The 26,654-nt window shown below is 36.7% G+C and carries 23 protein-coding genes; 7 read left to right on the forward strand and 16 right to left on the reverse strand.

Annotated elements, in window-relative coordinates:
- The first annotated feature begins 12 nt into the window (after positions 1-12).
- Together BUB25_RS08340 and BUB25_RS16590 are read left to right on the forward strand one after the other, a co-directional pair.
- The gene (locus BUB25_RS08340; protein WP_072942917.1) at positions 13-1,158 is read left to right on the forward strand and encodes a WG repeat-containing protein; all 1,146 of its coding nucleotides are present in this window, start codon (positions 13-15) and stop codon (positions 1,156-1,158) included.
- Between the two features lie 57 nt (positions 1,159-1,215).
- Entirely contained in the window at positions 1,216-1,371 is a 156-nt protein-coding gene (locus tag BUB25_RS16590; RefSeq protein ID WP_170066891.1) for a hypothetical protein, read from the forward strand.
- Between the two features lie 256 nt (positions 1,372-1,627).
- Here BUB25_RS16590 and BUB25_RS08345 read toward each other — a convergent pair whose 3' ends face one another.
- Positions 1,628-2,155 carry a hypothetical protein gene (locus tag BUB25_RS08345; protein WP_139256897.1) on the reverse strand — a complete coding sequence of 176 codons (528 nt, stop codon included), beginning with the start codon at positions 2,153-2,155 and terminating at the stop codon, positions 1,628-1,630.
- Between the two features lie 165 nt (positions 2,156-2,320).
- Here BUB25_RS08345 and BUB25_RS08350 point away from each other — a divergent pair, with 165 nt between their 5' ends.
- Positions 2,321-3,094, forward strand: a complete 774-nt coding sequence (locus BUB25_RS08350) for a polysaccharide deacetylase family protein (protein ID WP_072942921.1) — start codon at positions 2,321-2,323, stop codon at positions 3,092-3,094.
- A gap of 170 nt (positions 3,095-3,264) precedes the next feature.
- Here the strand turns inward: BUB25_RS08350 and BUB25_RS08355 are convergent, their stop codons facing one another.
- The 3 genes from BUB25_RS08355 to BUB25_RS08365 all read right to left on the reverse strand — a co-directional run bounded on the left by BUB25_RS08355 (position 3,265) and on the right by BUB25_RS08365 (position 7,588).
- Positions 3,265-5,511 carry a glycosyltransferase gene (locus tag BUB25_RS08355; protein WP_244533816.1) on the reverse strand — a complete coding sequence of 749 codons (2,247 nt, stop codon included), beginning with the start codon at positions 5,509-5,511 and terminating at the stop codon, positions 3,265-3,267.
- A 31-nt stretch (positions 5,512-5,542) separates the two neighbouring features.
- On the reverse strand, positions 5,543-6,580 hold the full coding sequence (locus BUB25_RS08360; RefSeq protein ID WP_072943332.1) for a glycoside hydrolase family 130 protein: 1,038 nt from the start codon (positions 6,578-6,580) through the stop codon (positions 5,543-5,545).
- A gap of 387 nt (positions 6,581-6,967) precedes the next feature.
- Positions 6,968-7,588, reverse strand: a complete 621-nt coding sequence (locus BUB25_RS08365) for a hypothetical protein (RefSeq protein ID WP_139256898.1) — start codon at positions 7,586-7,588, stop codon at positions 6,968-6,970.
- Positions 7,589-8,056: 468 nt separating this feature from the next.
- On the opposite strand from BUB25_RS08365, the gene BUB25_RS08370 reads away from it, so the two are divergent.
- Together BUB25_RS08370 and BUB25_RS08375 are read left to right on the forward strand one after the other, a co-directional pair.
- Complete coding sequence (locus tag BUB25_RS08370; RefSeq protein WP_072942928.1) at positions 8,057-8,476, forward strand: PepSY-like domain-containing protein; 420 nt, start codon at positions 8,057-8,059, stop codon at positions 8,474-8,476.
- A 1,289-nt stretch (positions 8,477-9,765) separates the two neighbouring features.
- A complete protein-coding gene (locus BUB25_RS08375) occupies positions 9,766-11,922 on the forward strand; it encodes a cation:proton antiporter (protein WP_072942930.1) in 2,157 nt (718 codons plus the stop codon).
- 433 nt (positions 11,923-12,355) lie between these two features.
- Here BUB25_RS08375 and BUB25_RS08380 read toward each other — a convergent pair whose 3' ends face one another.
- The 5 genes from BUB25_RS08380 to BUB25_RS08400 form a co-directional block, all read right to left on the reverse strand.
- Positions 12,356-13,333 carry an MlaD family protein gene (locus tag BUB25_RS08380; RefSeq protein WP_072942932.1) on the reverse strand — a complete coding sequence of 326 codons (978 nt, stop codon included), beginning with the start codon at positions 13,331-13,333 and terminating at the stop codon, positions 12,356-12,358.
- A 3-nt stretch (positions 13,334-13,336) separates the two neighbouring features.
- Positions 13,337-14,116, reverse strand: coding sequence for an ABC transporter ATP-binding protein (locus tag BUB25_RS08385; RefSeq protein WP_072942933.1), 780 nt, complete (start codon positions 14,114-14,116; stop codon positions 13,337-13,339).
- 3 nt (positions 14,117-14,119) lie between these two features.
- Positions 14,120-14,911 carry an MlaE family ABC transporter permease gene (locus BUB25_RS08390; RefSeq protein ID WP_072942935.1) on the reverse strand — a complete coding sequence of 264 codons (792 nt, stop codon included), beginning with the start codon at positions 14,909-14,911 and terminating at the stop codon, positions 14,120-14,122.
- A 68-nt stretch (positions 14,912-14,979) separates the two neighbouring features.
- Positions 14,980-16,041 (reverse strand): class I fructose-bisphosphate aldolase, encoded by a 1,062-nt coding sequence (locus tag BUB25_RS08395; RefSeq protein ID WP_072942937.1) that lies wholly within the window; start codon positions 16,039-16,041, stop codon positions 14,980-14,982.
- Between the two features lie 49 nt (positions 16,042-16,090).
- Positions 16,091-17,179, reverse strand: a complete 1,089-nt coding sequence (locus BUB25_RS08400; RefSeq protein WP_072942939.1) for an alkene reductase — start codon at positions 17,177-17,179, stop codon at positions 16,091-16,093.
- A gap of 501 nt (positions 17,180-17,680) precedes the next feature.
- On the opposite strand from BUB25_RS08400, the gene BUB25_RS08405 reads away from it, so the two are divergent.
- A complete protein-coding gene (locus tag BUB25_RS08405) occupies positions 17,681-18,691 on the forward strand; it encodes an LLM class flavin-dependent oxidoreductase (RefSeq protein WP_072942941.1) in 1,011 nt (336 codons plus the stop codon).
- A gap of 10 nt (positions 18,692-18,701) precedes the next feature.
- On the opposite strand, the gene BUB25_RS08410 is transcribed toward BUB25_RS08405, so the two are convergent.
- The 6 genes from BUB25_RS08410 to BUB25_RS08435 form a co-directional block, all read right to left on the reverse strand.
- Positions 18,702-19,634 carry a transglutaminase-like domain-containing protein gene (locus tag BUB25_RS08410; RefSeq protein WP_072942943.1) on the reverse strand — a complete coding sequence of 311 codons (933 nt, stop codon included), beginning with the start codon at positions 19,632-19,634 and terminating at the stop codon, positions 18,702-18,704.
- A gap of 21 nt (positions 19,635-19,655) precedes the next feature.
- Complete coding sequence (locus BUB25_RS08415; RefSeq protein ID WP_072942945.1) at positions 19,656-20,507, reverse strand: substrate-binding domain-containing protein; 852 nt, start codon at positions 20,505-20,507, stop codon at positions 19,656-19,658.
- Complete coding sequence (locus tag BUB25_RS08420; RefSeq protein ID WP_072942947.1) at positions 20,507-21,034, reverse strand: GNAT family N-acetyltransferase; 528 nt, start codon at positions 21,032-21,034, stop codon at positions 20,507-20,509. Before BUB25_RS08420 ends, BUB25_RS08415 begins: the two co-directional genes overlap by 1 nt.
- Before the next feature lie 60 nt (positions 21,035-21,094).
- Positions 21,095-21,967, reverse strand: coding sequence for a nucleoside phosphorylase (locus BUB25_RS08425; protein WP_072942949.1), 873 nt, complete (start codon positions 21,965-21,967; stop codon positions 21,095-21,097).
- Positions 21,968-22,038: 71 nt separating this feature from the next.
- Complete coding sequence (locus tag BUB25_RS08430) at positions 22,039-22,368, reverse strand: translation initiation factor (RefSeq protein WP_072942951.1); 330 nt, start codon at positions 22,366-22,368, stop codon at positions 22,039-22,041.
- Between the two features lie 138 nt (positions 22,369-22,506).
- Positions 22,507-23,457, reverse strand: a complete 951-nt coding sequence (locus BUB25_RS08435) for an isopenicillin N synthase family dioxygenase (protein WP_072942953.1) — start codon at positions 23,455-23,457, stop codon at positions 22,507-22,509.
- Positions 23,458-23,628: 171 nt separating this feature from the next.
- On the opposite strand from BUB25_RS08435, the gene BUB25_RS08440 reads away from it, so the two are divergent.
- The gene (locus tag BUB25_RS08440; protein WP_072942955.1) at positions 23,629-25,605 is read left to right on the forward strand and encodes an alpha-ketoacid dehydrogenase subunit alpha/beta; all 1,977 of its coding nucleotides are present in this window, start codon (positions 23,629-23,631) and stop codon (positions 25,603-25,605) included.
- 82 nt (positions 25,606-25,687) lie between these two features.
- Here the strand turns inward: BUB25_RS08440 and BUB25_RS08445 are convergent, their stop codons facing one another.
- A complete protein-coding gene (locus BUB25_RS08445; RefSeq protein WP_072942958.1) occupies positions 25,688-26,581 on the reverse strand; it encodes a LysR family transcriptional regulator in 894 nt (297 codons plus the stop codon).
- Between the last annotated feature and the right edge of the window lie 73 nt (positions 26,582-26,654).

Genomic DNA, 26,654 nt, shown 5'->3' on the forward strand with positions numbered 1-26,654 from the left:
AAAAATAATATTATGAAAAAACTACTGCTACTTTGCTTCCTGATCTCAATTGTATTTACTGCAAAAGCACAAAATCTTATCCGATTTGATGTTGATGGAAAGATTGGTTTCAAAAATAATGCTGGCGATCTTGTTATTCCTGCCGATTATAAATATACTACCGATTTTCCTGATGGATTAGCTAGGATAGAGTTAAATAACAAATACGGTTTTATTGATATAACCGGAAAAATAATAATTCCATGTATTTATGATTACGCAGGTTATTTTTCCGAAGGAGTTGCTAATATAGAGCTAAACGATAAACATGGTCTTATTGATAAAAACGGAAAAATTATCATTGAATGTATTTATGATTCTCGAATTGATTTTTCTGATGGATTCGCCTGCGTAGCCCTAAATAAAAAGTACGGCTATATTGATAAAGCTGGAAAAGCCATCATTCCGTGTGTATATGATAGATCATTTAGTTTTTCTGATGGATTGGCATCAGTACAGTTGAATAATAAATACGGTTATATTGACATAACCGGAAAAATAATAATTCCATGTCAATATGATGATGCTATGCCATTTATTGAAGACTATAGTATTGTTAGTGTAAATAAGAAAGTTAGTGTAATTGATAAGAAAGGTAAAGAAAAAAAAGCTTTAAAATATGATAAATTAGGATTTGGATATACAAAGGGGCGCGTATTTCATGTGGGGCTTAATGATAAATGGGGGCTAATTGATCATAAGGGAAATGAGCTGGTTTATCCCATTTATGATAAAATGAGAAGGTTTAATGAAAATTTGTTGACATATGTGCAATTAAATAATAAAAGCGGGATGATTCATAGGAATGGAAATGTAGTGCTGCCTCTAGTATATGATGATATTCGTACTTTTATATATTTTGAGAGAGGTTCAGACTCTAGATTCAGATATTCAAAAATAAAATTAAATGGGAAGTTTGGTGTTATTGATAATCAAGGAAATATAATCTTACCTCCAATATATGACAGAATAAATCATTTGCATAAAAGTCAAATTCAAGTTCAATTAGATGGTAGATTTGGAGCTTATGATTGGGCAAAAGAAAAAATAGTTTTTGTAGAATTGGATGAATCATTCGATTTACCATTATGGATAAAACAAGCCGATAGCGAATTTTAATCCTATTGACAAATAGCAATTTTACACTTTATATCGTTTAAAAATAAAAAAGATATTATGACATTTCTCTTTAGAAAAACTTTTAACACCCACATTCTGAAACAAAAAGTAATTTCTTGGGGATTTCAGAATAAAACAAGGGTATTTCTACCAAATGGAGCTTATGCTTTTCCAGCGGGTTATTTTGCTGAATATAAGATGGGAATAAAATGATTGCCGGCGATTTGACCCTTCACAAAACAGACATTAAGGAAACTATGATTCTGGATCCTGATGGAGTTCTAATTGTCCGGATTGCATTCTTCACATGATTGATGAGAATTATGAATAATCGTCAAAACAATTAATCGAGTTTGGAGATGCTTCCCTAGAGTGCATTTAAGTAAAGAACAAAAAATTGACTTAAGTGCAGTTTTTTATTTAAATCACTACAACGATGCCATTAAAACTAAAGCCTACCGAGATTTATTCAATCAAAAATGGGTTTAATAGCTTTACCAGATACATCAGTAGTAAAGGAAGTATCCAAATAAATATTACAATTAGGCATGCGCTCCTTCATAAGGAAGCCTTTTTCCAGTATATTTTCTTCTGTTTCTTCGGAACTCAGAAAGAGTTCTCTAAGATTTTGATTGTTTAAATTTTCACACAAATCAGATAGCGTGATTTTTGTTTTAGTGATGTTTAAACTTTTCAAATCTTTCATTTGATTAAAATACGGAATACTGGCTTTCGTTATGCCATCATGATTTCTTAAATAAAGAGAGCTTAATTCTTTAAAACCACAAATGTATTTTACGCCTTCATCAGTGACCAAAGATTCTTTGAGATGAAATTCTACTATTGATTTAACCCTCAAACTAAAAAAATAGAAAAATTCATCATCGCAATCAGAATCAACTTCTTTAAAAACAACCCATCGCTCAGGAATATCCTCTGCTTTTTCGATCCGATAATGGCGTTGCCAGAATTTTTTTTCTTCTTTAGATAATTTCATCGTACTTCTCATTAAAGACCAGCAATTTAATAAAATACAACCAATCTCGGTCATTGTTTTTTTATTGAGGTTCCAAAGATTTCAATCAATAAAATTGTCTGCAAAAAGAAAAATAAAGCGCTATATTTGAAATAAGAGGCGGTTTTTTAACAAACGAAAGTACAAATGAAGCGATCTTGTCTTAAAATAGTAGTAATAGTATCAGTAATAGCATTAGGTTCTTATGAAACTAAGCTCTCAAAGCCGAAACAAAATAAGGCAGGAGTCGTTATTTCTTTTGATGATGCCTACATAGACGAATGGTTTGAGGCCGACAGACTCTTGAAAAAATACGATTGGAAAGCTACTTTCTGTGTTTGCAGAATAGATTCTATTGGAGCTCCCCAAATCAAAAAACTACAGCAATTGCAAAATAAAGGCCATGAAATTGCAGGCCATGGATACCATCATTACAATGCGATAAAATTCCTAAAAACCAATACGATGGATGCTTATATGAAACAGGAAATAGATCCTATGAGGACTTCAATGAAAAGATGGGGTTTCAATGTTACTTCATTTGCCTATCCTTACGGAGAACGATCGGATGCCCTTGACAAAGCTTTAGCGCCCAAGTTTAAAATAATACGGGGAAGAGCTTTTTGCGACGAAATCCCTGAAAAGGAAGGATGTTATTTTAGAAATTCAAAAAAGGTCTATGCTTTTGATATTGACAATAATCATATCCATTTTAGTACGCCTTATCTGTTGCAATTATTAGATTATGCCAAGAAAAAAAACAAAATTTTGATTTTATGCGGACATAAACCGGTTCAGAATTTGACCGGAAATTACCAGGTAAAAATGGAGACTTTAGAGTGGATATGTAAATATATCCAACGCAACGATATGAAATTTTATACTTTATCGGACTTGGATAAGTTAAAAAACACCCATTGAAGTGATTCATCAAACAAAAAAGAAAGATTGCAAACTGACAACCCAAAACCCAAAACCCACAACTCACGTCTCACAACTTACGTCTCACAACCCACATCTCACGTCTCACAACCCACAACCCACGACTCACAACTCACGACTCACAACCCACAACTCACAACTCACAACCCTCATAAAGAAACCCCGGTCAATACCTTAGTTTTTGGGGAAAGAGCTTGTGAAACCGTATATTTCTCCATTACCAGTCTGGCCATAAGGTAACATACTGCAGATTCTGCTCCCTGATTAATATTAATATGATACTTTTCTAAGCCGTCATAACAAGCTCCGTTTGCAGGATTGTACATGATCTGATTAAGGTGATTATTGCCTGTAAACCAACTGAAAGCTGTTTCGAGTTGGTTTTTGTATTTGCTTTTTTGGGTAAATTGATAAAATAAGTCCAAGCTAAAGATGATATAAGCAACCTCGATAGGCTGCTCCCCAAAAAAATTGCGCTTATTTCGTTTGTTAAACCATCCGTTATTTGATATTACTTTTATCTTTCCTTTCATAAAATAATGCGATAACAGAAAATCAAAAGTTATTTCGGCTATTTGATTATATCGCGGTTTGGCCGTCATCAGAAAAGCATACATCATAGCCTCTGGCAAAATGCTATTGGCATAGGTCATATAATCTTCGTACCATTTCCATTTAGCATCCGATTTTAAATTATAATAATGTAACAAGCGTTCCGCTAGTTTTTCTGTTAATAGTACGTTTGTCTCATCTTTACTGAAAAGAAAATTATAATAAAGACCTTTTATCACAAATCCAATGGCTCTTGGTGAAGTAAAATTATCCAGAAGAGGGAAGGCCTTGTTCCAATACTTTAAGGCTTGATTGCTTAGTGTCAAAGGAAGTGATTCGGTCTTTGACAGCAGATAACCCAATGCCCATAAAGCCCTGCCATTGGAGTCTTCCAGGTTTACTTTCTCATTTTGATCGGTAAATCTTCGGTCAAAATCCACATAGTTTTTAAAAGAACCGTTATCCAGTTGGACAAATCCGATAAAGTCAAGATAGATTTGCATCTGTTTTAAGACCAATTCCTCTTTGTATAAATCATAATGCATAACAGCACCTATTAATGCCCGGGCATTATCATCAAGGGTGTATCCTGAATCAGGATCCGGTTGGCAGAATTGCGAAAATTGCAACATGCCAAAATCAGTTGTCATTTCCCATATATGGGTAAGATTGACTGGAGGCAACTCAAAAATTAAACGCTCTGCTTTATTATTCAATTCAGCAAAAACACCTCCATAGGCAATAGCCGCATTTTCCCAACTGGAGTGTCGCATCTTAGAAAAAGCATTTTTGCCTAATGCAATTCTCTTTTCTTTGTCATCAATCAGATGCAAAATCGCCCTCTTGAAAGCCTCCGGCTGTTCAAATTCATCGAGTAATATACCCGTGCCGGCATCAATAATTTCGATGGCAGGGGGAATCGGTGTCGAAATAACCGGACATCCTGCACTGCTGGCGTAAACAAAAGTACCGCTGACGGCCTGATTTGGATCTTTGGAAGAAAAAAGATAGATATCCGACAGATTCAGATATTCAAGTAATTCACCTAATTCCAGAAATTTATTAACAAAAATCACATGATTTTCCAATTGTAGCTGTCTGGTAATATTGATAAGACTTTCGCGATAACTTTCGCCCTCTCGCTTAACCAATTCCGGATGTGTTTTACCTAATACAAGATAGCGGATGTTAGGATATCGGGCTACTACTTCAGGAAGTGCATAGAGTACGGTTTCTATATTTTTATTCTGACTCAGTAAACCAAAACTGGACAATACTAAATTCTGATTATAATCGTATTTATTTTTCAGGTATTCTTTATCTTTCCAAAGCATAATATGTGTCCCGTGAGCAATTACCTTCACCATTTTTGGGGGACAATTATAATCAGCAATCAGAGTTTTAAAGGAGCATTGATTTTGGACGATAATTTTTTCCGAAAGATCACAAATGGCATCTACTACTCGTTTTAGCTTTTCATCAGGATGGGGCAAAACCGTATGAAAGACGGTAACAATAGGGGTGTTCAAGGCAAGCATAAACGAAAGTAAAGCATCACCATAAACCCCGTCAAATAAACCAAACTCATGTTGAATACAAACAGTTCCAATATCATCACGCTCATTAATAACATGAGCCATTAACCGATAGTCCCCGATTTTTGACGTATTTAAAATATAAGACACCTCTTTCTCATAGTTCCTGTCAGGCAAAACAGAACTCTCTAAGGCACATATTTCTATTGGCAATGAAGAGCCAAAGGTTTTGGCAATCGCATGAATCAAATCACGTGTAAAAGTAGCTATCCCACATTCTACTGGAGGATAGGAGCTTACTATTAGCATTTTCGGAGGGCTGGAAACTGGTTTCATACGCTTAGGGTTGTTGTTTTAGTTCATGCAATAATTCGTCAATATTCAAACTTACCACAGCAACATGTTTATCAGCAGCTCCGTAATAAATGTACAATTCCTTTCCAAACAGAGCAGTTCCTGTAGGAAAAACAACATGATCAACTATCCCTACTTTTTCCCACTCTTTGGTAGGTGAAAAAAGAGGGGTGGACAACCGTGATATTTCTAATTCAGGCTTATCAATATGAAAAAGAGCAGCACTGGCATGGTAAATTTTTCCTGTTGGCGTTTCTTCGACCCCATGATAAATTAATAGCCAACCGCAATCCGTTTCAATAGGAGGACATCCGGCTCCGATATAATTCGCTTCAAAATAATGCTTTGGATCCAAAACAATATGCTGATCAAGATGCATTAAATAGTCTTCCCAAAAGGCGGGGGTTAACTCATCCCAATGCTCAAAGTAAACTATCTGAATACCGGGCCAGATTCGGTGTAGCATCGCAAATTTTCCATTTATTTTGCGTGGAAAGAGTACCACATCTTTGTCTCTAAGAAGTCGCTCCTCATCCTCAATCAAACCAATTTTATCGAACAAGTTGTAATAATGATGGTACTTGGGATTTAGTTTGCTTTTTTCACAGGATTGAACAAAATGTTTGTATTGCTTATAATTAACACTCGGAGTAATAATCCCTTTCTTTTCAAAATGTCGCAAATCCTTTGATACCGCAAGGGCACCCATGGCATTTACTCCATTATAAGCGGTATAAGTCATGTAATAGAGGCCCTCAATCTTGACAATACGGGGATCTTCCACACCATGTTTTTCATACTCAAAATCTCGGATAATCAATGGCCGCTCCTCTCTGTCGATAATTTTAACAGGCCCCTCGGTTTTTGCATATCCAATGGTCGAATAGTTTCCACTCTCCACAGCCCTGTAAAAGAGATGAACTGTATCCCCATCTTGAAAAATTCCCGGATTTAACACCGCCAAACTTTCAAAATTATGGTGGCTGGGACTTAAGATGATACCGTGTTTTTCTACTGCTATCATTTTTATATTTTTTATGTTTTTTTCAATACTTACCAAGGGGCAAACGCACTTATATTTATCCAAAATTCAAAACGATAGTATTAAAGGCTGTTTGCCCAAAAGCGCATTAAAAAATACCCGTAGACCTGTCAATACGATGCAAACATTAAAATAAAATTAAGATCAGTAAAAAAAAAATCACTCCTGATAACAAAGTTAATCAATTGATAATGAATAAGTTTGGTATTTTATAAAAATGCAGTGTTGTTTTCTATTTCACCAAATAGTTATTTTTAAAAAGCAGTGATTATAAAACACGGAAGCCAACAGCTACTGCCTATGATAAAAGGACAGTACAGATTTAAAATCTTACTTCAAATTTACCTACACAGGCAAAAACAGACTAAACTAGTGATAATGAAGTTTCAATATTGTTTCCTCTGTACGGTTTGTTTTAGTCGAAATCCGTATTTCTTTTAAACAGTTGCCTTTCTCATCTTTGGTCACACAGTATAGTAGTACCTCGTCAATAAGGGCCTCATTTTTATCTCTGATGACAATTTTAGAGCGTTCTTTGTTAGTATAATAGAAATACGCTTTGTGGAAAGGGGCAAAATGATCAACTATTTTAGCAATAGTTCCATCGGTATTATAATGATAGACGGATTCATTTTGTTTGTATCGTTTCTTAGTATAGCAACTGATACGTTCTCTTTGCTTAGGCTTCCAGCGTGTTTTACAATAATAAGCTTCTTTGTCGGGATAGATTTCCACAACAAACCATAATTTCTTTTTGGTTTCTTGCACGAGATGGCCTGAAGCATCAACAGTTTTAGAATATTTGATGCGACCATTTCGGGTAAAAATCATTTGCTTTTGATGTACAAGCCTTTTCTGATCGTCGACTACGACATAAGTTTCTTCGGTCGCAGATTTTATTCCTTTAGCCAGTCCTTGCTTATCGATATACTTTTTTGTGGCGCAGGAGGCTACGGTCAAGAGTAGGATAAAAAAGCGTAAAAATTTCATAATTCTAAAGTCTAGTATTGTACTAAGATACTGTTTTTTAAAGAGTTTACTTCCAATAGTCAGAGCCATGTTTTTTTTTTAAATAAACTTTCTGAAGCGCAGCAGTAAGGATACAGAGCACTACAATCAGTAATTAATCACATTTTCAACTGAAATACCTCGGGCTTTTATCAGAATAAAACCTGCAAAAGTCATTATAATTTCCAGGTTTTTTGAAATAACCTGAATGCCAATTTTTGTAACTTCGTCCCCATAGCTAAAGATAATGATAATTGGCTTACGGGAATTTCTGTTTTTTTTGATGTCAATGGCTTATAAGGGAGATGGGATTGAAATAAGAAGCGATCACTTTAAAAAGAATAAGTTGGTTTATGGGATCTTATTTTTTTTGCTGTTTAAAAAGGATTCAGGACTGAAAAAAACAGGATAATTTCTAACTTTATATTTCAATATTTTAAAGCTAAAAAAATGAAAAAGAATAGTATGTTGATAGCAGCTACGCTGATAGCTGGTTATACATTTGCTCAAGCGCCACCAAAGACAGTTATCGATGCATTGGAGAAAAAATTCCCCAATGCCACAAAAGTGAGTTGGGAAAAGGAAGACCCCCAGGAATGGGAAGCCGAATTTAAGTGGAAAGGAAGTAAAATTTCAGCAGAATTCAAACAAGACGGAACCTGGTTAGAAACGGAAAAAGATATAAAACCCAGAGCTCTGCCTCAATCAGTTCTTGCTGCAATCAGGCTGGAATTTCCGGGATGGAAATTAAAAGAAGCCGAAGAAAAAGAAACTGCTGAGCAGGGAAAATTATACGAAACGGATCTTAAAAAAGGCTCAGAGAAAAAAAGTGTTACTTTTAAAGAAGATGGAACAGTCCTGCTAGAATAAATTCAAATAACGCCTTGGCTGTAATTAGTTTTTAATGATGATTTTTCGTCAGTTCGAGTGAATTTTCAGAAAATGCGAACAGCTTTTTCAGAAAGTTTGTATCGACCCGAGCGCAGCCTTCAAAGCACTCAACCATCTCACGACTCACAACTCACTTCAATTGTCCTTAGCTTCCGCAGTCGAGCGTCAAATGTTTGAAGAATACGTAAAAAGAAAAGCTGTTTGATCCGCCGCGGCGGAGAGTTCTTTTCTTTTAGTATTCGAAAACTAATTTGACCGACGAGGGAGCTCAGACTTGAAATCGAAGATTCATGAATACCAAAAAACAATAACAAACCATGAATATTTTTTTGTTTCTTTTTTGATCAAGCAAAAAAGAAAATTAGTAAGCGTAATTATTTTCTTTTAATAAAAACGTCAATGGTACTGATTTTCGATAGAAAATCGTATCGAGAACAAGGTAGAATAAATTCAAATAACGCCTTGGCTGAAATTAGTTTTTAATGATAATTTTTCGTCAGTTCGAGGCATAATTTTTTTACAAAAAAGCAATATGATAGGACATCCACAGTGTCACCTCGAGCGGAGTCGAGAGGCTTCAATGTAAAAAACGGCAATGGTAGTGATTTTCGATAGAAAATCGTATCGAGAACAGGGTAGAATAAATTCAAATAACGCCTTGGGTATAATTAGTTTTTAATGATAATTTTTCGTCAGTTCGAGTGATTTTCGATAGAAAATCGTATCGAGAACAGGGTAGAATAAATTCAAATAACGCCTTAGGTATAATTAGTTTTTAATGATAATTTTTCGTCAGTTCGAGTGATTTTCGATAGAAAATCGTATCGAGAACAGGGTAGAATAAATTCAAATAACGCCTTAGGTATAATTAGTTTTTAATGATAATTTTTCGTCAGTTCGAGTGATTTTCGATAGAAAATCGTATCGAGAACAGAAAAATTATCATTAAAAACGGTTCTAGCTAAAGTTCTGTTCGTCCCGATAGATCTTAACGCTGTTTGCTAAACTCTACTTAATAACAGCAAATAAATAGCAGCTATTCTGATGCCTGAAATGATTTTGATTTTAGCAATAACGATGGACTAATTGTAAAACCTTTCTAATTAGTTGGTCCAAAACCGCATACTAAAATACCGATACTAAATCCAAATCCAACTCTTTTACCAACATTTAAAGTCAAAAAAAATAGCCAAAAGAGCGCTGTTTTTTGCTAAGCCTCCAAAAAAAGTAAGTATATTGCAAATCAATAAAACAGTTAAAATAAATATATGACCGATTTTTTTAAACATTTAATACACGAATTTGAATTGCCACTGGGAAATCCGGTACTGATATTTTCCTTGATTTTATTAATTATTTTGTTATCGCCAATCTTGCTGAAAAGATTAAATATTCCGGGAATTATTGGTTTAATTATTGCCGGTGTAGCTATTGGTCCTCATGGATTCAATATTCTTGAGAAAAATTCAGCAGTCGATCTTTTTTCAACTATCGGACTTCTTTATATTATGTTCATTGCGGGACTGGAATTAGACATGAATGAATTTAAAACAAACCGAAACAAAAGCCTTTTGTTTGGTTTTTTTACATTTATAATCCCGCTGGGAATTGGATTCCCTGTTTGCTTTTATTTTCTTGAATATGATTTCAATGCAAGTTTTCTGACCGCTAGTATGTTCGCAACACATACCCTTGTAGCTTATCCTATAGTCAGCAAATTAGGGGTTTCAAAAAATCAGGCAGTGGCCATTACCGTAGGCGGTACAATCTTAACCGATACGGCAGTGCTTATTATTCTGGCTGTAATTATGAGTAATAGTCAGGGCAATTTAAATCAGGAATTTTGGATACGATTGGGAATTTCATTAGCGATTTTTTCCGCTATTATGTTTTTTATAATCCCAAAAATTGCCAAATGGTTTTTTCGAAAACTGGAGAGCGAAAAACATTCGCATTATATTTTTGTTCTAGCGGTGGTATTCTTTGCCGCATTTCTGGCTGAAGTGGCAGGCGTTGAACCCATAATTGGTGCCTTCGTCGCAGGTCTTGCCTTAAACAAATTAATTCCACATTCATCAGCATTAATGAACCGAATTGAGTTTATTGGAAATTCTTTATTCATACCTTTTTTCCTTATAAGTGTAGGCATGTTGGTTGATGTGAGTGTGATTTTAAGCGGTCCCATGGCTCTTATTGTCGCAGCAACACTGTCGGTGGTAGCGCTCTTTGGAAAATGGTTTGCAGCACTGTTTACCCAGCTTATTTTCAAATATTCTAAAGCCCAAAGGCAACTTATTTTCGGACTTAGCAGTGCGCATGCGGCCGCAACACTGGCGGTAATTTTAGTAGGATATAAAGCCGAAATTCTCGACGAGAATATCCTCAACGGAACCATTATACTGATCTTGGTGACTTGTATAGTAGCCTCTTTTGCAACAGAAAAAGCTGCAAAAAAGATCGCTATTGAATCTCAGGATGATACGGACGGACTTATAAAAGCAAATGGTGTCTACAGTGAACATATTCTTTTACCAATTCAAAATGTTTCCAATATTGAGAAACTTTTGGAATTGGCTATTTTTATTAAAGACAATAGATCTGCAAATCCGGTATCAATCCTTTCAGTAGTTTCGAATAATAATGAAGCCGAAATCAACATTCTGAAAACAAGAAATATGCTGGAGGAATTCGTCAAACAAGCTTCCGCATCCGAAACAAAAGCAAACATCATAACAACCATAGATCACAATGCAGCAAGCGGAATCGTTCGAATCTCGAGAGAAATTATGGCCAATATCATCGTTTTAGGTTGGCCCCAACGCACAGGCTTTATTGATAAATTAATTGGCGAAAAAGTAGACAGTATTTTGAGTAACACAGACAAGACTACTTTTATTTGCTCTTTAGAGAAGCCGTTGGTTTTGCACAAAAGAATTGTTATAGCCGCACCACCACTGACAGAACATGAAAACGGATTTGCCTTATGGCTTACAAAAATGGCAAAACTGGCCCAGGAGCTAAGCATTCCAATTCGGATTTATTGCAATGAAGCAACGGAGAAAGCAGTGGAAAAATTGTTCAAAAAAGCCAAATTGACCGCATCCTACTCAGTGGTCTTCTTTTCTGAATGGGAGGATTTTTTGGTCCTCTCAAGAAATATTCATCAAGAAGATTTATTCGTACTGGTTTCTGCACGAAAAGGAGCGACCTCATATCTGGGAATACTCGATAACTTGCCGGTTAAACTTGAAAAACACTTTGCAGCCAATAGCAGGATTTTAATTTACCCGCAGCAATATGCCGACAACATGACTAATGAAAAATACAGTGACTTTTCAGGAGAACCTTTGAACAAGGGAATTGAAGCAGTGCAAAAAATAAGCAAAGGCATAGGTTCTATTTTAAAAAGAAAAACCAATGAATAGATTATTTCTAGCATATTCATATACAATCCGATGGCAACCTTGGTCGCAATCGGATTATATAGTGACAGTTGATAGGGGATTAGGCGTACTAATTTATATAATCTGTAACAAGGACTAACCCAAAGAATCCCTTTTCGGCTAAAGCGAAACAATGAAATCACACTTTTGTTTGGAGCTATACGAACCCGTTGGCTGTAATTATTAAAAACATCAGTTCGAGGCATAATTTTTTTACAAAAAAAGCAATATGATATGACATCTACAGTGTCACCTCGAGCGGAGTCGAGAGGCTTTAATGTAAAAAACGTCAATGGTAGTGTTTTTTGAGTAGTAAAACGGAACAAAAAATGTATCGACCCGAGTCCCGAACTATCGCGACGAACAGAGCTTTAGCTAGAAGTGTTTTTAATAATATTTTTTCTGTTAGAATTATTTATTTTTCAGCAGCATTTTTTAAAGCTTCTTTATCTTTCTTTTTAAAGTATCCTTTCAATAAAAAATTGTGTCGGACCGCTTCGAGATCTTCATTTAATTTTTGAGAACTACTTTCTAAATTCTGAATGGTTTTTTTCAAACTGGCACCCGTTTCTTCATCATGCAATAAAATACCAATAGTAGTTTTGGGATTATTGCCCGCTTCTTTGAGGCTGTTGACTAAAGAATTGGCCGTTTGCGTCATTTGATGCAATTGTAAAGCCGAATTTTTTATCGAGTTAAAAACGAGGGTATCTGTAGCTAATTCATTGGCAAGAGTTCCTTTTTTATGGAGTTTCTGACTAAAATCATTCAAAGAACTGAGGAGTTCTTTGGCTTTTACTGCAGCATTCGTAAGGCTTACGCTAGCCAAATTGATATGGTTGTACAAAGCATCATCATGGAGTAATTTGCCAATGCTTCCTTCTTTTGTAGTTAGTTTTTTACTGATTGCTTTAAAATCGGTGGTGATGGCCAAAATATTTTCATTATTTTTCTGTAAGGTATTCAGAATGTTTTCTGTTGAAAGTGAATGTTCAACAGCCAGGGTGTCGCCCTCCTGTACTGCATCATAGTGTGTAGTGCCGCCATAAATAACAATAACTTTATTCCCAATAAGTCCGTCAGTACTTATTTTGACCTTGGCATCTTTACTGATATAATTTTGCGCTTTTTTTTCAACCTTCAAACTTACCAAAACATGTGTCTTATCATGGATACTGATATCGCCCACCGTTCCAATTTTTACGCCGGAAAACCAAACATTGTCCCCTTTTTGCAAGCCGTTTACATTATCAAATAGGCTGACTAACTGCATTTTATTTTTGAAAGTTTCATGTAGATTTCCTACCATAAGAATGCCCAAGAGTAAGAAAACCAATCCTAAGAAAATAAAAAGACCGACAATTATGGCTCGTTTATTGGGTGATTCGTTCATGATCTATTGTATAAAATTATAGGTAAAAAAATCTTTTACTTGCTTATTATCGGAACTGAAAATCTCATCAAATTTTCCGACTTTAAAAAATTTCCCATCAATCAGCATCGCAATGCGGTCACAGGTGTTTTTGGCACAAGTAAGATCATGGGTAATAATAACGGAACTGGTTTTATACCGTTGTTGTACTTCAATAATGAGAGCGTTAATTTCGGCACAGCTAATAGGGTCGAGCCCCGCTGTGGGTTCATCATACAACATGATTTCGGGTTTCAAAATCAGTGTTCGGGCAATGCCTATTCTCTTGCGTTGGCCTCCGGAAAGTTCTGCCGGAAGTTCTTTGATTTTATCTTTTAAGCCCACGGCATCCAAGGCTTCTTCTACCGCATAATCGACTTGTTTGCGGCTGAGATTTTTGATATTCATAGTCAACGGAAAGGCCAGATTCTGATACACGTTCATACTGTCATATAAGGCACTATTCTGAAATGAAAATCCAATATGCAATCGCAACGCATCCATTTCTTTTCCTTGCAATTGGTCCACTTGTTTCCCCAAAACGATTACTTCTCCCTGATCAGGTTTTAATAGTCCTGCAATAATCTTTATTAATACCGATTTACCAGAACCTGATTTGCCCAGAACCGCTATATTTTCACCTCTGTACAGCCTTAAGTCTATACCATTTAAAACGTTTAATTCACCAAATGATTTGTATAATCCATGAATCGCTATAACCGTTTCTTCTCTGTTGATAATATGTTCAATGGGCTTATTTTTCATCTTTTAAAAATATCGAATCCAGTTCACTATTTGTACAATAACCACTTCTTCAAAAAAGATCAGAAACATCGAAAGAACAACAGCTTGATTGGTTGCCTTGCCTACGCCACGAGTTCCTTGGCTGGCATAATATCCTTTGTAACAACCAATAATTCCAATGGTAAACCCGTAAACAATAGATTTTACTGACGAGGAAAAAATATCCAGAAAAGAAATGTTCGAAAAAGCATTTTTGTAGAAAATGGCCAGGCTGGTGGCTTCTTCCGAATAAACATTGTAGTAAGAACCCAAGAGTCCTATAAAACTGCAATATAAAGCCAAAATAGGAACGCTGATAGTGGTGGCCAATACGCGGCTAACAACTAAATACTTAAAAGGATTGATGGCTGATACTTCCATGGCCTCAATTTGTTCGGTTACTTTCATCGAACCCAATTCGGCACTAATACTGGAACCTACTTTTCCGGCACAAATAAGGGCCGTTACCAAGGGGCCCAAAGCCCTGACGATGGCAATCCCTATTAACGAAGGCAACCAGGAAACGGCACCGAAAGTCTCTAAAGAGGGACGGGATTGTTTAGTAAAAACGATACCTACAATAAATCCGGTCAAGGTAATTAAGGATAGTGATTTTAATCCCACCTCGAAACACTGATTTATAATTTCACGCCAGTGGAAAGGCGGTATAAAGGCTTCTTTAAAAAAACGAAGGCAAAAACGATAGCCCTTGTAATAACCTTCCAGATAGGAATCCATTCTTTTTGAAAATAAATATTTCTTTGCGATTGTTTTCATTTTAAAAATAGGGGGAAGCTATCGTGCTGTTATTTTGTATCCAAAGGGGAATCGTTTTCAAAATGGAATTAAGCAATGCTAATTGCTTTCGACAAATAAATTTCCTGAACCGCATGAATAAGTTTTACGCCTTCACTAAAAGGACGTTGAAAAGCTTTTCTACCCATAATCATACCGGCTCCACCGGCACGCTTGTTGATAACAGCCGTTTTTATGGCTTCCGCCAAATCAGTTTCTCCTTTTGACTCGCCACCGGAATTAATCATGCCTATGCGTCCCGCATAACAGTTCAGCACCTGATATCGGCACAAATCGATGGGATGCGCGCTGGCCAATTTAGTGTACATCTCAGGATTGTTTTTGGCAAATCCTATCGCCGCAAAACCACCGTTATTCGTTGGCAATTTTTGTTTAATAATATCTGCCTGAATGGAAACGCCCAAATAATTGGCCTGCCCGCTTATATCGGCGGCCGTATTGTAATCGATGCCGTTTTTTATAAAAGCATTGTTTCTGCAATAACACCAAAGAACGGTCGCCAGGCCTAAATGATGTGCTTCTTCAAAAGCCTTTGCTATTTCTACAATCTGCCGATCCGATTCGGCTGAGCCAAAGTAAATCGTCGCTCCTACAGCCACAGCACCCATATTCCAGGCATCACGCACACTTGCAAATAGAATCTGATCGTATTTGTTAGGATAAGTCATCAGTTCGTTATGATTGATCTTTACGACAAACGGGATTTTATGGGCATATTTTCGGGCCAACAGGGCGAGCCCGCCCATGGTGGAGGCAACGGCATTACAACCCGCTTCAAGGGCTAGTTTGACAATATTCTCAGGATCAAAATAAATAGGATTGGGGGCAAACGCACTTCCGGCTGTATGTTCAATTCCTTGATCCACGGGTAAAATAGAAAGATAACCCGTATCCGAAAGCCTGCCATGCTGATACAGTTGCGCTAGGCTTCGTATCGTTTGGCTGTTTCGATTACTGGGCAAAAAAACGGAATCAATAGTAGAGGAATGGGCTAAATGAAGTTGATCTTTCGGAATGGTTTTACAGCGATGATTCAATAAAAAATCTTTTTCGTCACCTAATAAAGCTAATAATTGGGATATATCTTTCATTTGAACTTTGATTTAAATGGATTTTTAAAACAATGTTTAGCCGCAACCTTTATTTTTTATACACAGGATAATCGGTATAGCCTTTCTCATCGGCCGTATAAAATAAATCCATATTGAGATCCTGCGATAGCGCTAAATTGTTTTTAAATCGTTCCACCAGATCCGGATTATTAATAAAAGGACGACCAAAAGCAATCAGATCCGCAAGACCGCTTTCTAGTTCCGCTTCGGCACTCTCTTTGTTGTAGCCACCGCAAAGGATTAGGGTGTTTTTGAAATTGTTGCGTATGGTTTTTTTAATTTCCAAAGGAACTGGAGGCGCTCCCATGGCAGAATGATCCACCAAATGAATGTAGGCAATATCCAGTTTATTAAGTTCTTTAGATAAGTAATCGTAAGTGGCTTCAATTTCAGGATAATGGGGCATGTCACTCGCTACTCCATAGGGTGATAAACGAATAGCAGTTTTTTCTTTCCCAATAGCATTGGCAACAGCTGCAGCCACTTCAATAACAAAACGGCATCGGTTCTCAATAGTCCCGCCATAAGTATCTGTTCGGGTATTGCTTACAGGCGAAAGAAATTCTTCTAATAAATAACCGTTAGCCGCATGCAATTCGACTCCATCAAATCCTGCAAATAAAGCATTTTCCGAAGCGGCTACATATTCTGTTCTGGCGTGTAAAATTTCTTGTGGGCTCATTTCTTTTGGAACAACAAAATCTTGTAAACCCTTCTGGTCTGTCCATATTTGTCCGGCTGCTTTTACGGCTGAAGGAGCAAGGATATGGGCGTTTTCGTGCATATTAAGCGGATGACTGATTCTGCCGGAATGCATCAACTGAACAAATATTTTCCCTCCATTTTTATGAACCGCCTCGGTTACTTTTTTCCAGGCTTTAACTTGAAGTTCACTGAATATTCCGGGAATTCGGGCATATCCAAGACCATTAGGTGATGGCGATGTTCCCTCAGTTATAATCAATCCCTCACTGGAACGCTGTGTGTAATAGGCTGCCATAAGTTCATTGGGAACGTTGTCAATCGCCCTGCATCTGGTCATAGGTGCCATGACAATTCGATTTTTCAATGGGAGAGAACCCACTTTTTCTGGCGTAAACAGCTTGTATGTTTTCATGGTCCTTTTTCTTAGATTATTGATATAAAGTTAATTATAATTAATGACTTTTATATGGAAAAACAGCGAAGAAATAAGCAGCATAGGACTTATTATGAAGGTATTATATGTTTTTTTGAAAATTATGAAAACAAAAAACAGGAAATTAGTATTTTCTAAACACTGCCGCAGGACAGCAATGGATATAGAAGTAAAAAATGAAAATTAAGGACCTGAATAGTGTTTCATCTTTAAATGACAGTTTTTTTATTTGCAGATCAGGATTGGATATAGCACTGATATAGCATAGATATAGTACTAACATAGCATAGATAATGTATGGATAGTCCATAGATAGTCCATAGATAGTCTATAGATAGTCTATAGATAGTGTATGGATAATGGATGAAATAGGAATCAGTGGTGCTGGTCTCATTTTTAACTTCCTATTAGTATTTGATAAGGCCAAAACCAAAAATACAATCCTTATTTTTGCAGTTCTAAAATGCAATCGCCTTTAAGATGAATACAAACAAACTGTCTCAAACAAGAATATCGGTGCTGGACCTTGCAATAGTGAGGGATGGAGGAACGCCATCTGAAACTTTTAAAAATAGCGTCGATCTTGCCCAACAGCTCGAAAAATGGGGCTATTATAGATTCTGGTTGGCCGAACATCACAATATGCCCGGAATTGCCAGTAGCGCCACCTCGATACTGATAGCTCATATTGCGGCTGCCACCACAACTTTAAGAGTAGGATCTGGAGGAATTATGCTTCCTAATCATACGCCTTTAATTATTGCGGAACAGTTTGGTACTTTGGCTACCCTTTTTCCAAACCGCATCGATTTAGGCTTGGGACGTGCCCCAGGAACCGATCAGTTTACCGCTTCGGCCTTGAGAAGGGACGAACATGCCGCGATGGAATTCCCTGCCAATGTACAAGAATTACAACTTTATTTATCAGAAGGGAATAAAAATGGACGAGTACGCGCCATTCCGGGAGAAGGCTTAAACATCCCAATATGGATTTTAGGCTCCAGCACCGATAGCGCTTATTTAGCCGCTTCTTTGGGACTGCCTTATGCTTTTGCCAGTCATTTTGCACCTTCGCAGCTGCATACGGCAATAGCCATATACCGCAATAATTTTAAACCTTCAGACCAGTTAAAACAACCTTATGTTATCGCTTGTGTGAATGTCATTGCCGCCGATACAGACCAGGAAGCACAGAGACTGGCCACTTCGTTCAAAAAGTTATTCCTTGGAATCATAACCGGAAACAGACAACAGCTCAAAGAACCGGTGGATCCGGATGACAATTTCATGGATCCAATGGAAGAAGCAGCGCTACAACAAATGATCGCTTACACCTTCATAGGCGGACCAGAGAAACTAAAAAAAGAATTGGAGCAATTCCTGGAGCAAACTAAAGTGGACGAACTAATGGTTGCCACTGCCGTTTATGAGCATGAAGCAAGACTACATTCGTATGAAATTTTGGGACAATTAAAAAACGGCCTCCTTTAATGGATTCAATTTAGTTGAGAGTCAATGCGCCCAGAATTTCTTCAGATAAAAAGGGACCTCCGGGATACTTAGCCGTATAATCCAGATTAAGCCATACCTGACCGCGTTCATCGATATGATAATGCAATTGTTTTTGATGACTTTCTTTTACAAATAAAACGTTTTTAATCAGATAATTGACGGTTTCAAGGTCGTTCAACGTTCCTATCAATATTTCAGGGTAAATGTGTCCTTTGGTATGAATCAATCTTGGCGTCCCGCCAATGGCTCTAACAGCTGCGGCCATCAGGATGGAATGATCATCGCAATCTCCCGAAAAATAATCCAAAGATTCACTGGCAGTGGCAATATAATCCCCATCTTTGGGATCGCTGACATAATTCCAACGGCGGTTGATCTCCTTAAAAACAGCAAAACATTGAATAATAGTTCTGTAATCCGAATAGCCTTTGACGTTCTTGAAATTCTTTGACGTGGCCATGATCGCAAAATTTCTTACTTTAGGATTCTTATATTCAATGGCGCTAACAATCTTTGATTTATTGGGAAAAGGAAGCAACTTAGCAATGATAATATCCTGCGGATTCGGATTATCCGACATGGTGTACATCATCGAATTATAATCCTCAAAAACACTTTCAAATCCGTAATTGCCAAAAACAGTTCCATAAAACAACACCAAAACATACAAAATAATGCAAATGATTATGATGGTTCGCAACAAACGCAGTATTAATTGAATAATGACGATAATTAGCAGAAAAAGCAATATTCGGTCAAGATTCAAAGCCCAGTTAAATTCAACTAAATTTTGGTGTGCTATAATAAAAACAGGAATGGCAATCAGAATGTTTAAAACAAAGATAATGACATCATCCCAGGGCTTTTTCACCTGAAAGCGTTGTTTAAAACCCTGAAAAGAAATTTGTTTTATTTTTATCATAAGGAGAATAAAAACAGTAATCTAGACTGTTCTTACAATTTCATCAAAAGTACCTATTTTCTCGATAATTTTTAGCTCAAATAAATGATTTTGGACATCATTTAGTGTTTTTTGTGATAATTGTTTTTGGGACCACTCGGTCAAGGATAACCATTCCTGAATGTCTTCTATTTTCTGATTGTAATTAGAAGCCAAAGTTTTATCGATAGCTGTTATCGCTTTAAAACCTTTTGTTGTTTGATTAATGGTGTGTAGTAGCTTCGAAATAATTTCAGGATTTTGTTCTAAAACTTTATCGCGAACAGCAATTACAAAACAGGGCCAAGGAGTTGGACAATCAGCTACTTTTCTAAAAATTCCCTGATCTACCAAAGGTTTGGTCATGAAGCGTTCCCACATAAAATAATCGGCAGTTCCATTAGTCAATGCTGTAACCGCGCCATCTATCGTATTCACAATTTCAAATTGTAATTTATCCGTTTCCCAAGCCTGATTATGTGCATTAACGTAAGCCATCAACTGTGATCCGGAACCCAAACGCGAAATCGCCACTTTTTTGTTTTCCAAATCGGCTAATGTTTTATAATTAGAATTTGCCGCAACGTGAATTCCCCATATCAAAGGGGATTCAACGTAAACCTGAACAATTTTACTGGGATTGCCGGCTACAATATCTTTTACGATTCCTTCTGTTAGAATTACCGCTACATCGGTTTCGCCGGAGCGAAGCATCTGGCACATTTTTCCGGTACCTTCAGGAACATCAGTCCATTGTAAATCAATATTTTCTTTTTCGAATGCGCCGTTTTCAATGGCTAAATGCCAAGGCAAATTGAAATGTTCCGGTACGCCGGCTATTTTTAGGGTTGTCATTATATATTTGGATTTTTTAGTTCATACCAGTTCCAAGAAATAGCATCTTCAAGATACTGCTCGGTCAGCTGTAAACCTATTTTTTGTAAAATTATATTAGAAGCTTTGTTGTCCGTATGTGCGGCAGCCATCATGGTTTCAATTTTCATGGTTTTAAAGCCATAATCCAGCCAGGCAAATGAAGCTTCGGTAGCATAACCTTTTCCCCAAAACTTTTCATTCAAGCGATAGCCAATATCATAAAAATGGTTTTTATTGTTTACCTCTTCGGTGTTGTATTTTAGTCCGGCCCAACCTATCAGTGTATTGCTTTCTTTTAAAACAACAACAAATCGTCCTATGTTGTTAGTCAAGTATTGATTTCTAACCATTTCAATATACTGGTATACTTCATCGATAGAAGTCAGAGGCTTGTTCCATAAATATTTATGAACGTTCGGATTGCAATCCATTTCAAATAAATCTGGAGCATCAGAGGGCAACATTTCGCGAAGAATCAGTCGTTCGGTTTCAAGAACTAAGTCCATGATTGTAAAATTTAGAGAATTTAATAATTAGAGAAATAACATAAATGATGATTCCATATTCTAATTAGCTGCTATTTTTTCCAAAGTATAAGCAATCAATTCATCAACCGCTTTATACGGATCTTCGCTAAAAATTCCCGATGCCCGATTAGCAATAATAGCATTCAAAGAAAGAGCATTATGTCCTAATAGAGCCGAAAGACCATAGATGGCAGCAGTTTCCATTTCGAGATTTGTTATTCTATTGTCTTCAAAATTGAAATTATCCATTTTGGAATTCAAAGATTCATCCTGAATATTCAAACGCAAAACACGGCCTTGAGGACCATAAAAACCACCGGCAGTTGCCGTAATTCCTTTATGCATACGATCACTTTCAATACGTTTTTCCAGCATTTCTGAGCAGGAAATCACATAAGGTCTTCCTTTGCGCAAATCCCAATTGGTGTGAGCTATAAAAGCTTCTTCGATTGCGGTATTGGAAACTTCGTCAATCAAATAGGAGCGAAGCATGTTGTCCAAACCTAAACCGAATTTTGACATCACAAAACTGTCAACCGGAATATCGGCCTGCAAAGAACCGGAAGTCCCAATTCGGATGATATTCAATGATGTAAGTTTTTCTTTTGGCTTTCTGGTTTCTAAATCGATGTTGACTAAGGCGTCCAATTCGTTCATGACAATATCGATATTGTCAGGCCCAATTCCGGTAGACATGACGCTAATTCGTTTTCCCTTGAAAATCCCGGTCTGCGTTTTAAATTCTCTCTTTTGCATCGAAAATTCAATACTGTCAAAGAATTGGGTAATTTTTTCCACTCGGTTTTGATCGCCTACAAAGATGATGTCTTGGGCAATATGTTCCGGTTTCAAATTAAGATGGTATACGCTTCCGTCTGGGTTTAATATTAATTCAGATGATTTTATTGTCATTTTGTTAGGTTTCTCGCAAAGTTCACAATGTTTTTTTATTTGCTTTCTATTATTGTTTTAGATCTAAAAACTTAACCTCCCACACGTTTTACTTTAAAGCCTTTTATTTTAAGGATTTCCATGATTTTATCGCGATAATCTCCTTGAATGATAATGGAATCATCTTTGAAAGTACCGCCTACACTCAGCTTAGTTTTTATTTCTTTGGCTAAAATTTTAAAATCTTCATCACTTCCTTCATAACCTTCAATGATGGTGGTGGCTTTTCCTTTTCGTTTTTCGAATTTGCAAATCATAGGTTCCTTTTGCACGTATAATTCGTGGGCTACTTCTTCAATTGGTTCTTCCGCTAAGGGTTGGTGATCCGGAAAAAGGTTTTTTAATTGGTCTTTTAAATCCATATTTTATGTTTTATTGATCCGTGTTCTAATTTTTTTTAAACTCAAAACGGAATTCTCTGGTATTACAATGTTGAACAAAAATAAAAAAGACATTAAGTAAACTCAATGTCTTTTTATTACTAGAAGTAAAATTAAGGATTATTTTTTAATCAATCCTAAATCTACTAAGCGTTCGTATAAATATTCTCCCGCAGTTATGTCTTCAAATTGTTTTGGGTGTTCTGCATCAATGCAGTTTTCCAGACAATTTAATGGCATATCACTTACCGGATGCATGAAAAACGGAACAGAATAACGGGATGTTCCCCACAATTCTCTTGGTGGATTGACCACTTGATGAATAGTCGATTTCAATTTATTATTCGTATGACGCGATAACATATCACCCACATTGATCACTAATTCATCTGGTTCAGCAATGGCATCAATCCATTCGCCATTGTGGTTTTGAACCTGTAATCCTTTGCCTTGAGCGCCCATCAATAAAGTAATCAAGTTGATGTCACCATGGGCAGCAGCACGTAGTGCATTGGCTGGCTCTGATGTAATAGGAGGATAATGAATCGGTCTCAAAATCGAATTTCCGTCTTTGATATAATTGTCAAAATAGAATTCGTCCAGCCCCAATCCCAATGCTAAAGCTCTCAAAACATAAACACCTGTTTTCTCGAGCATTTGGTAGGCTTCTTTACCTACAGCATTAAAACGCGGCAATTCTTTAACCTGAACATTTTCAGGATATTCCTTAGCGTATTTTGAACCTTCGCTAACATACTGGCCAAAATGCCAAAACTCCTTTAAGTCACCTTCTTTTCTACCTTTAGCATGTTCTGCTCCAAAAGACACATAGCCTCTTTGACCGCCAATACCAGGAATCTCATAACTGCGCTTGGTTTCTAAAGGTAAAGCGAAAAAATTCCTTATTTCGCTGTACAATTCTTCTACCAATTGATCATCTAAAAAATGACCTTTTAGTGCTACGAAGCCAATATCTTCAAATGCACTTCCGATTTCATTTACAAATTTTTGTTTACGTTTCGGGTCGTCCGAAAGGAAATCACGCAAGTCAACACTAGGAATGTTTTGCATACTATTACATATTTTTTAATAACTTACAAGGCTTTAAACCCTTGATACTACAAATGTATTGATTAATTTTAAATTTGAATTTTAAAAGTGAAAACAAAATAAAAATATTTAACAAATTTAAGCGCTACTGTTGTATTTTATTTATTTTTGATATATCTAAAACGCCAAAAAATGAATTTTGACAAAAAAAAACTAACCAACGATCTATTATTAGACTTATATAAAAGAATATTAAAACCGAGGCTGGTAGAAGAAAAAATGTTGATTCTCATTCGTCAGGGAAAAGTAAGCAAATGGTTTTCCGGTATAGGGCAGGAAGCCATAGCCGTAGGCGTAACCGCAGTTTTGGATTCAGATGAATATATCTTGCCGATGCATCGAAATTTAGGTGTTTTTACCGGAAGAGATATTCCTTTGCATCGACTTTTTTCGCAATGGCAAGGAAAGGCCAATGGTTTTACTAAAGGACGTGATCGCAGTTTTCATTTTGGAACCCAGCAATATAAAATTATTGGTATGATTTCGCATCTTGGCCCCCAATTGGGAGTGGCCGACGGAATCGCTTTGGCTAATAAATTGAAGAAAAACGGAAAGCTTACCGCCGTTTTTACCGGTGAAGGCGCTACCAGCGAAGGTGATTTTCATGAAGCTTTGAATATTGCTTCGGTTTGGGAATTGCCCGTTTTGTTTATTATTGAGAACAATGGCTACGGACTCTCAACACCAACAAATGAGCAATACCGCTGCGAAAATCTGGCCGACAAAGGAATAGGATACGGTATGGAAAGTCATATTGTAGACGGAAATAATATTCTGGAAGTTTATAATTTGTTGTCTGAATTAAAAGCTTCGATGAAAGAAAATCCGCGCCCGATATTATTGGAGTTTAAAACTTTCAGAATGCGCGGACATGAAGAGGCGAGCGGGACCAAGTACGTTCCTCAGGAATTAATGAATTTATGGGCCGAAAAAGATCCTGTGGACAATTATAGAAAGTATTTGCTTGAAAACGGAATCCTTACAGCCGATTATGACGCCGCTCTACAAGATGAAATAAAGAAGGAAATTGAGGAAGGTTGGGCATTAGTTAATGCAGAACCCGAAATTAAAGCGACTTATACAGAAGAGTTAAATGATGTATACAAAGATTATGTATATGAAGGAGTTACCCCATCAAAGGAAGTAGAAAATATCCGTTTTATTGATGCTATATCAGAAAGTTTGAGACAATCTATGGAACGGCACCAGAACTCGGTTATCATGGGACAAGACATTGCTGAATACGGCGGTGCTTTCAAAATCACCGATGGCTTTGTGGCTCAATTTGGCAAAGAACGGGTTCGGAATACGCCTATCTGCGAAAGCGCGGTAGTTTCGGCAGCCATGGGATTGTCTATCAATGGATATAAAGCTATTGTGGAGATGCAATTTGCTGATTTCGTTTCTACGGGATTCAACCCCATTGTCAATTTGTTAGCCAAATCGCATTACCGTTGGCTGGAAAATGCCGATGTAGTGGTGCGCATGCCTTGCGGCGGCGGAACCCAGGCAGGACCTTTTCATTCACAGACCAATGAAGCCTGGTTTACCAAAACTCCGGGTTTAAAAGTGGTATATCCTGCTTTTCCCTATGATGCGAAGGGTTTATTGAATACTTCGATCAATGATCCTAATCCTGTTATGTTTTTCGAACACAAGCAATTGTATCGAAGCGTTTACCAAGACGTTCCAAAAGATTATTATACGATTCCTTTAGGAAAAGCTTCATTGTTGAAAGAAGGAAATGATGTTACAATTATTTCTTTTGGAGCGGCCGTACATTGGGCTTTGGATACTTTGGCGAAAAACCCGGAGATTTCAGCTGATTTATTGGATTTAAGGACAATTCAACCCTTGGATTCTGAAGCGATTTACGCCTCGGTCAAGAAAACGGGACGGGCAATTATTTATCAGGAAGATTCGATGTTTGGCGGAGTTGCCAGCGACATTTCTTCACTGATAATGGAAAACTGTTTCCAATATCTCGACGCGCCGGTGAAGCGTGTGGCGAGTTTAGACAGCCCAATTCCGTTTACAAAAGCCTTGGAAAATCAATATTTGCCGAAAGGCAGATTTGAAAAGGAATTAAAAGAATTATTGGCCTATTAATTTATGCTGTTTTGGAATTTTAAGTTCTAAAACAGCTTTTTTGAAACAAGAAGTTGGGCTGTTTCTTGCTGAACTTCATCATTTATAGTGCCTCCAAAAATATTTTCTTGATCAAGGCAATTTCTTCCTGATACATTGTTTTCTTTCTGGTGGCGAAATAAAGCGTGTTTTTCAGTGGATTATTTCCTTCCCAAATCAGTTTTATGGAACCATTATCTATTTCTTTTCGACAAAGAAAATCAGGCACAACAGCCAGTCCCTTGCCGCTACTCAGACAACGCACAATGGAATTTAGATTCGGAACGATGTAATTGGGTCTGAAATCCGGATATTTATTAAAATTCAATTGCCAAAAACGGCGTAAATGTTCCATATCGCCGGTAGTTCCGTACCATTTTTGTTGCTTTAACCAAAGTTCAGTTTCTTGAACGCTGCCCTTTTTTTCAATGGCTTCGAATTGCAAATGGTCAATTTCGCTACCGCCAACAAGTACAATCGTTTCTGAAGAAAATGCCTGATATTCAATCCCATTTTTAACTACCATCTGAGGAGTAATGATGAGATCCAAAATGCCTTTTTCTAAACTTTCTACCATTTCCGGATATTCGCCAAATTGAATAATAACATTAAATGGCAAGCTCGAAATGTATTGTTCCAGTGTAATTTGAAAAGTTTCAAAACACATACCCACACTTATCGTTGGCGTATTTTTTTCGGTGCTTCTTTGAAAATTTTTCTCTGCTTCTTCCAGCTTGCCTAAGGCTTCAATTATAAAATTATAAAGTACTTTCCCTTTTTCTGTCGGAACCATTTTTCGGCCTGTACGATCAAACAATTTATAACCGACATAATTTTCCAATGAACTCAAATGCAAACTCACACCCGGTTGGGAAATAAACAATAATTCAGCCGCACTGGTTAATGTTCCTGTTTTATAAACCGCTTTAAAACTCCTATACCATTCTAAATTCACCATAGCTATTATAATTATGATACAAAGGTATGAATTAAGTTATTTTAATAATAGGTTTTCTGATTCTAACTTTGCA

It is taken from the genome of Flavobacterium granuli (genome assembly GCF_900129705.1).
GTDB classification, from domain to species: domain Bacteria; phylum Bacteroidota; class Bacteroidia; order Flavobacteriales; family Flavobacteriaceae; genus Flavobacterium; species Flavobacterium granuli.

Excerpts from the sequence above, each read along its gene's own strand:
- BUB25_RS08365 (WP_139256898.1), bottom strand. The coding sequence starts at position 7,588 with ATGAAATTTTTACGCTTTTTTATCCTACTCTTGACCGTAGCCTCCTGC.
- BUB25_RS08370 (WP_072942928.1), top strand. The coding sequence starts at position 8,057 with ATGAAAAAGAATAGTATGTTGATAGCAGCTACGCTGATAGCTGGTTAT.
- BUB25_RS08430 (WP_072942951.1), bottom strand. The coding sequence starts at position 22,368 with ATGGATTTAAAAGACCAATTAAAAAACCTTTTTCCGGATCACCAACCC.
- BUB25_RS08345 (WP_139256897.1), bottom strand. The coding sequence starts at position 2,155 with ATGAAATTATCTAAAGAAGAAAAAAAATTCTGGCAACGCCATTATCGG.
- BUB25_RS08395 (WP_072942937.1), bottom strand. The coding sequence starts at position 16,041 with ATGAAAGATATATCCCAATTATTAGCTTTATTAGGTGACGAAAAAGAT.
- BUB25_RS08420 (WP_072942947.1), bottom strand. The coding sequence starts at position 21,034 with ATGGACTTAGTTCTTGAAACCGAACGACTGATTCTTCGCGAAATGTTG.
- BUB25_RS08405 (WP_072942941.1), top strand. The coding sequence starts at position 17,681 with ATGAATACAAACAAACTGTCTCAAACAAGAATATCGGTGCTGGACCTT.
- BUB25_RS08445 (WP_072942958.1), bottom strand. The coding sequence starts at position 26,581 with ATGGTGAATTTAGAATGGTATAGGAGTTTTAAAGCGGTTTATAAAACA.
- BUB25_RS08355 (WP_244533816.1), bottom strand. The coding sequence starts at position 5,511 with ATGCTAATAGTAAGCTCCTATCCTCCAGTAGAATGTGGGATAGCTACT.
- BUB25_RS08440 (WP_072942955.1), top strand. The coding sequence starts at position 23,629 with ATGAATTTTGACAAAAAAAAACTAACCAACGATCTATTATTAGACTTA.
- BUB25_RS08425 (WP_072942949.1), bottom strand. The coding sequence starts at position 21,967 with ATGACAATAAAATCATCTGAATTAATATTAAACCCAGACGGAAGCGTA.
- BUB25_RS08435 (WP_072942953.1), bottom strand. The coding sequence starts at position 23,457 with ATGCAAAACATTCCTAGTGTTGACTTGCGTGATTTCCTTTCGGACGAC.
- BUB25_RS08400 (WP_072942939.1), bottom strand. The coding sequence starts at position 17,179 with ATGAAAACATACAAGCTGTTTACGCCAGAAAAAGTGGGTTCTCTCCCA.
- BUB25_RS08410 (WP_072942943.1), bottom strand. The coding sequence starts at position 19,634 with ATGATAAAAATAAAACAAATTTCTTTTCAGGGTTTTAAACAACGCTTT.
- BUB25_RS16590 (WP_170066891.1), top strand. The coding sequence starts at position 1,216 with ATGACATTTCTCTTTAGAAAAACTTTTAACACCCACATTCTGAAACAA.
- BUB25_RS08350 (WP_072942921.1), top strand. The coding sequence starts at position 2,321 with ATGAAGCGATCTTGTCTTAAAATAGTAGTAATAGTATCAGTAATAGCA.
- BUB25_RS08390 (WP_072942935.1), bottom strand. The coding sequence starts at position 14,911 with ATGAAAACAATCGCAAAGAAATATTTATTTTCAAAAAGAATGGATTCC.
- BUB25_RS08360 (WP_072943332.1), bottom strand. The coding sequence starts at position 6,580 with ATGATAGCAGTAGAAAAACACGGTATCATCTTAAGTCCCAGCCACCAT.
- BUB25_RS08340 (WP_072942917.1), top strand. The coding sequence starts at position 13 with ATGAAAAAACTACTGCTACTTTGCTTCCTGATCTCAATTGTATTTACT.
- BUB25_RS08415 (WP_072942945.1), bottom strand. The coding sequence starts at position 20,507 with ATGACAACCCTAAAAATAGCCGGCGTACCGGAACATTTCAATTTGCCT.
- BUB25_RS08380 (WP_072942932.1), bottom strand. The coding sequence starts at position 13,333 with ATGAACGAATCACCCAATAAACGAGCCATAATTGTCGGTCTTTTTATT.
- BUB25_RS08375 (WP_072942930.1), top strand. The coding sequence starts at position 9,766 with ATGACCGATTTTTTTAAACATTTAATACACGAATTTGAATTGCCACTG.
- BUB25_RS08385 (WP_072942933.1), bottom strand. The coding sequence starts at position 14,116 with ATGAAAAATAAGCCCATTGAACATATTATCAACAGAGAAGAAACGGTT.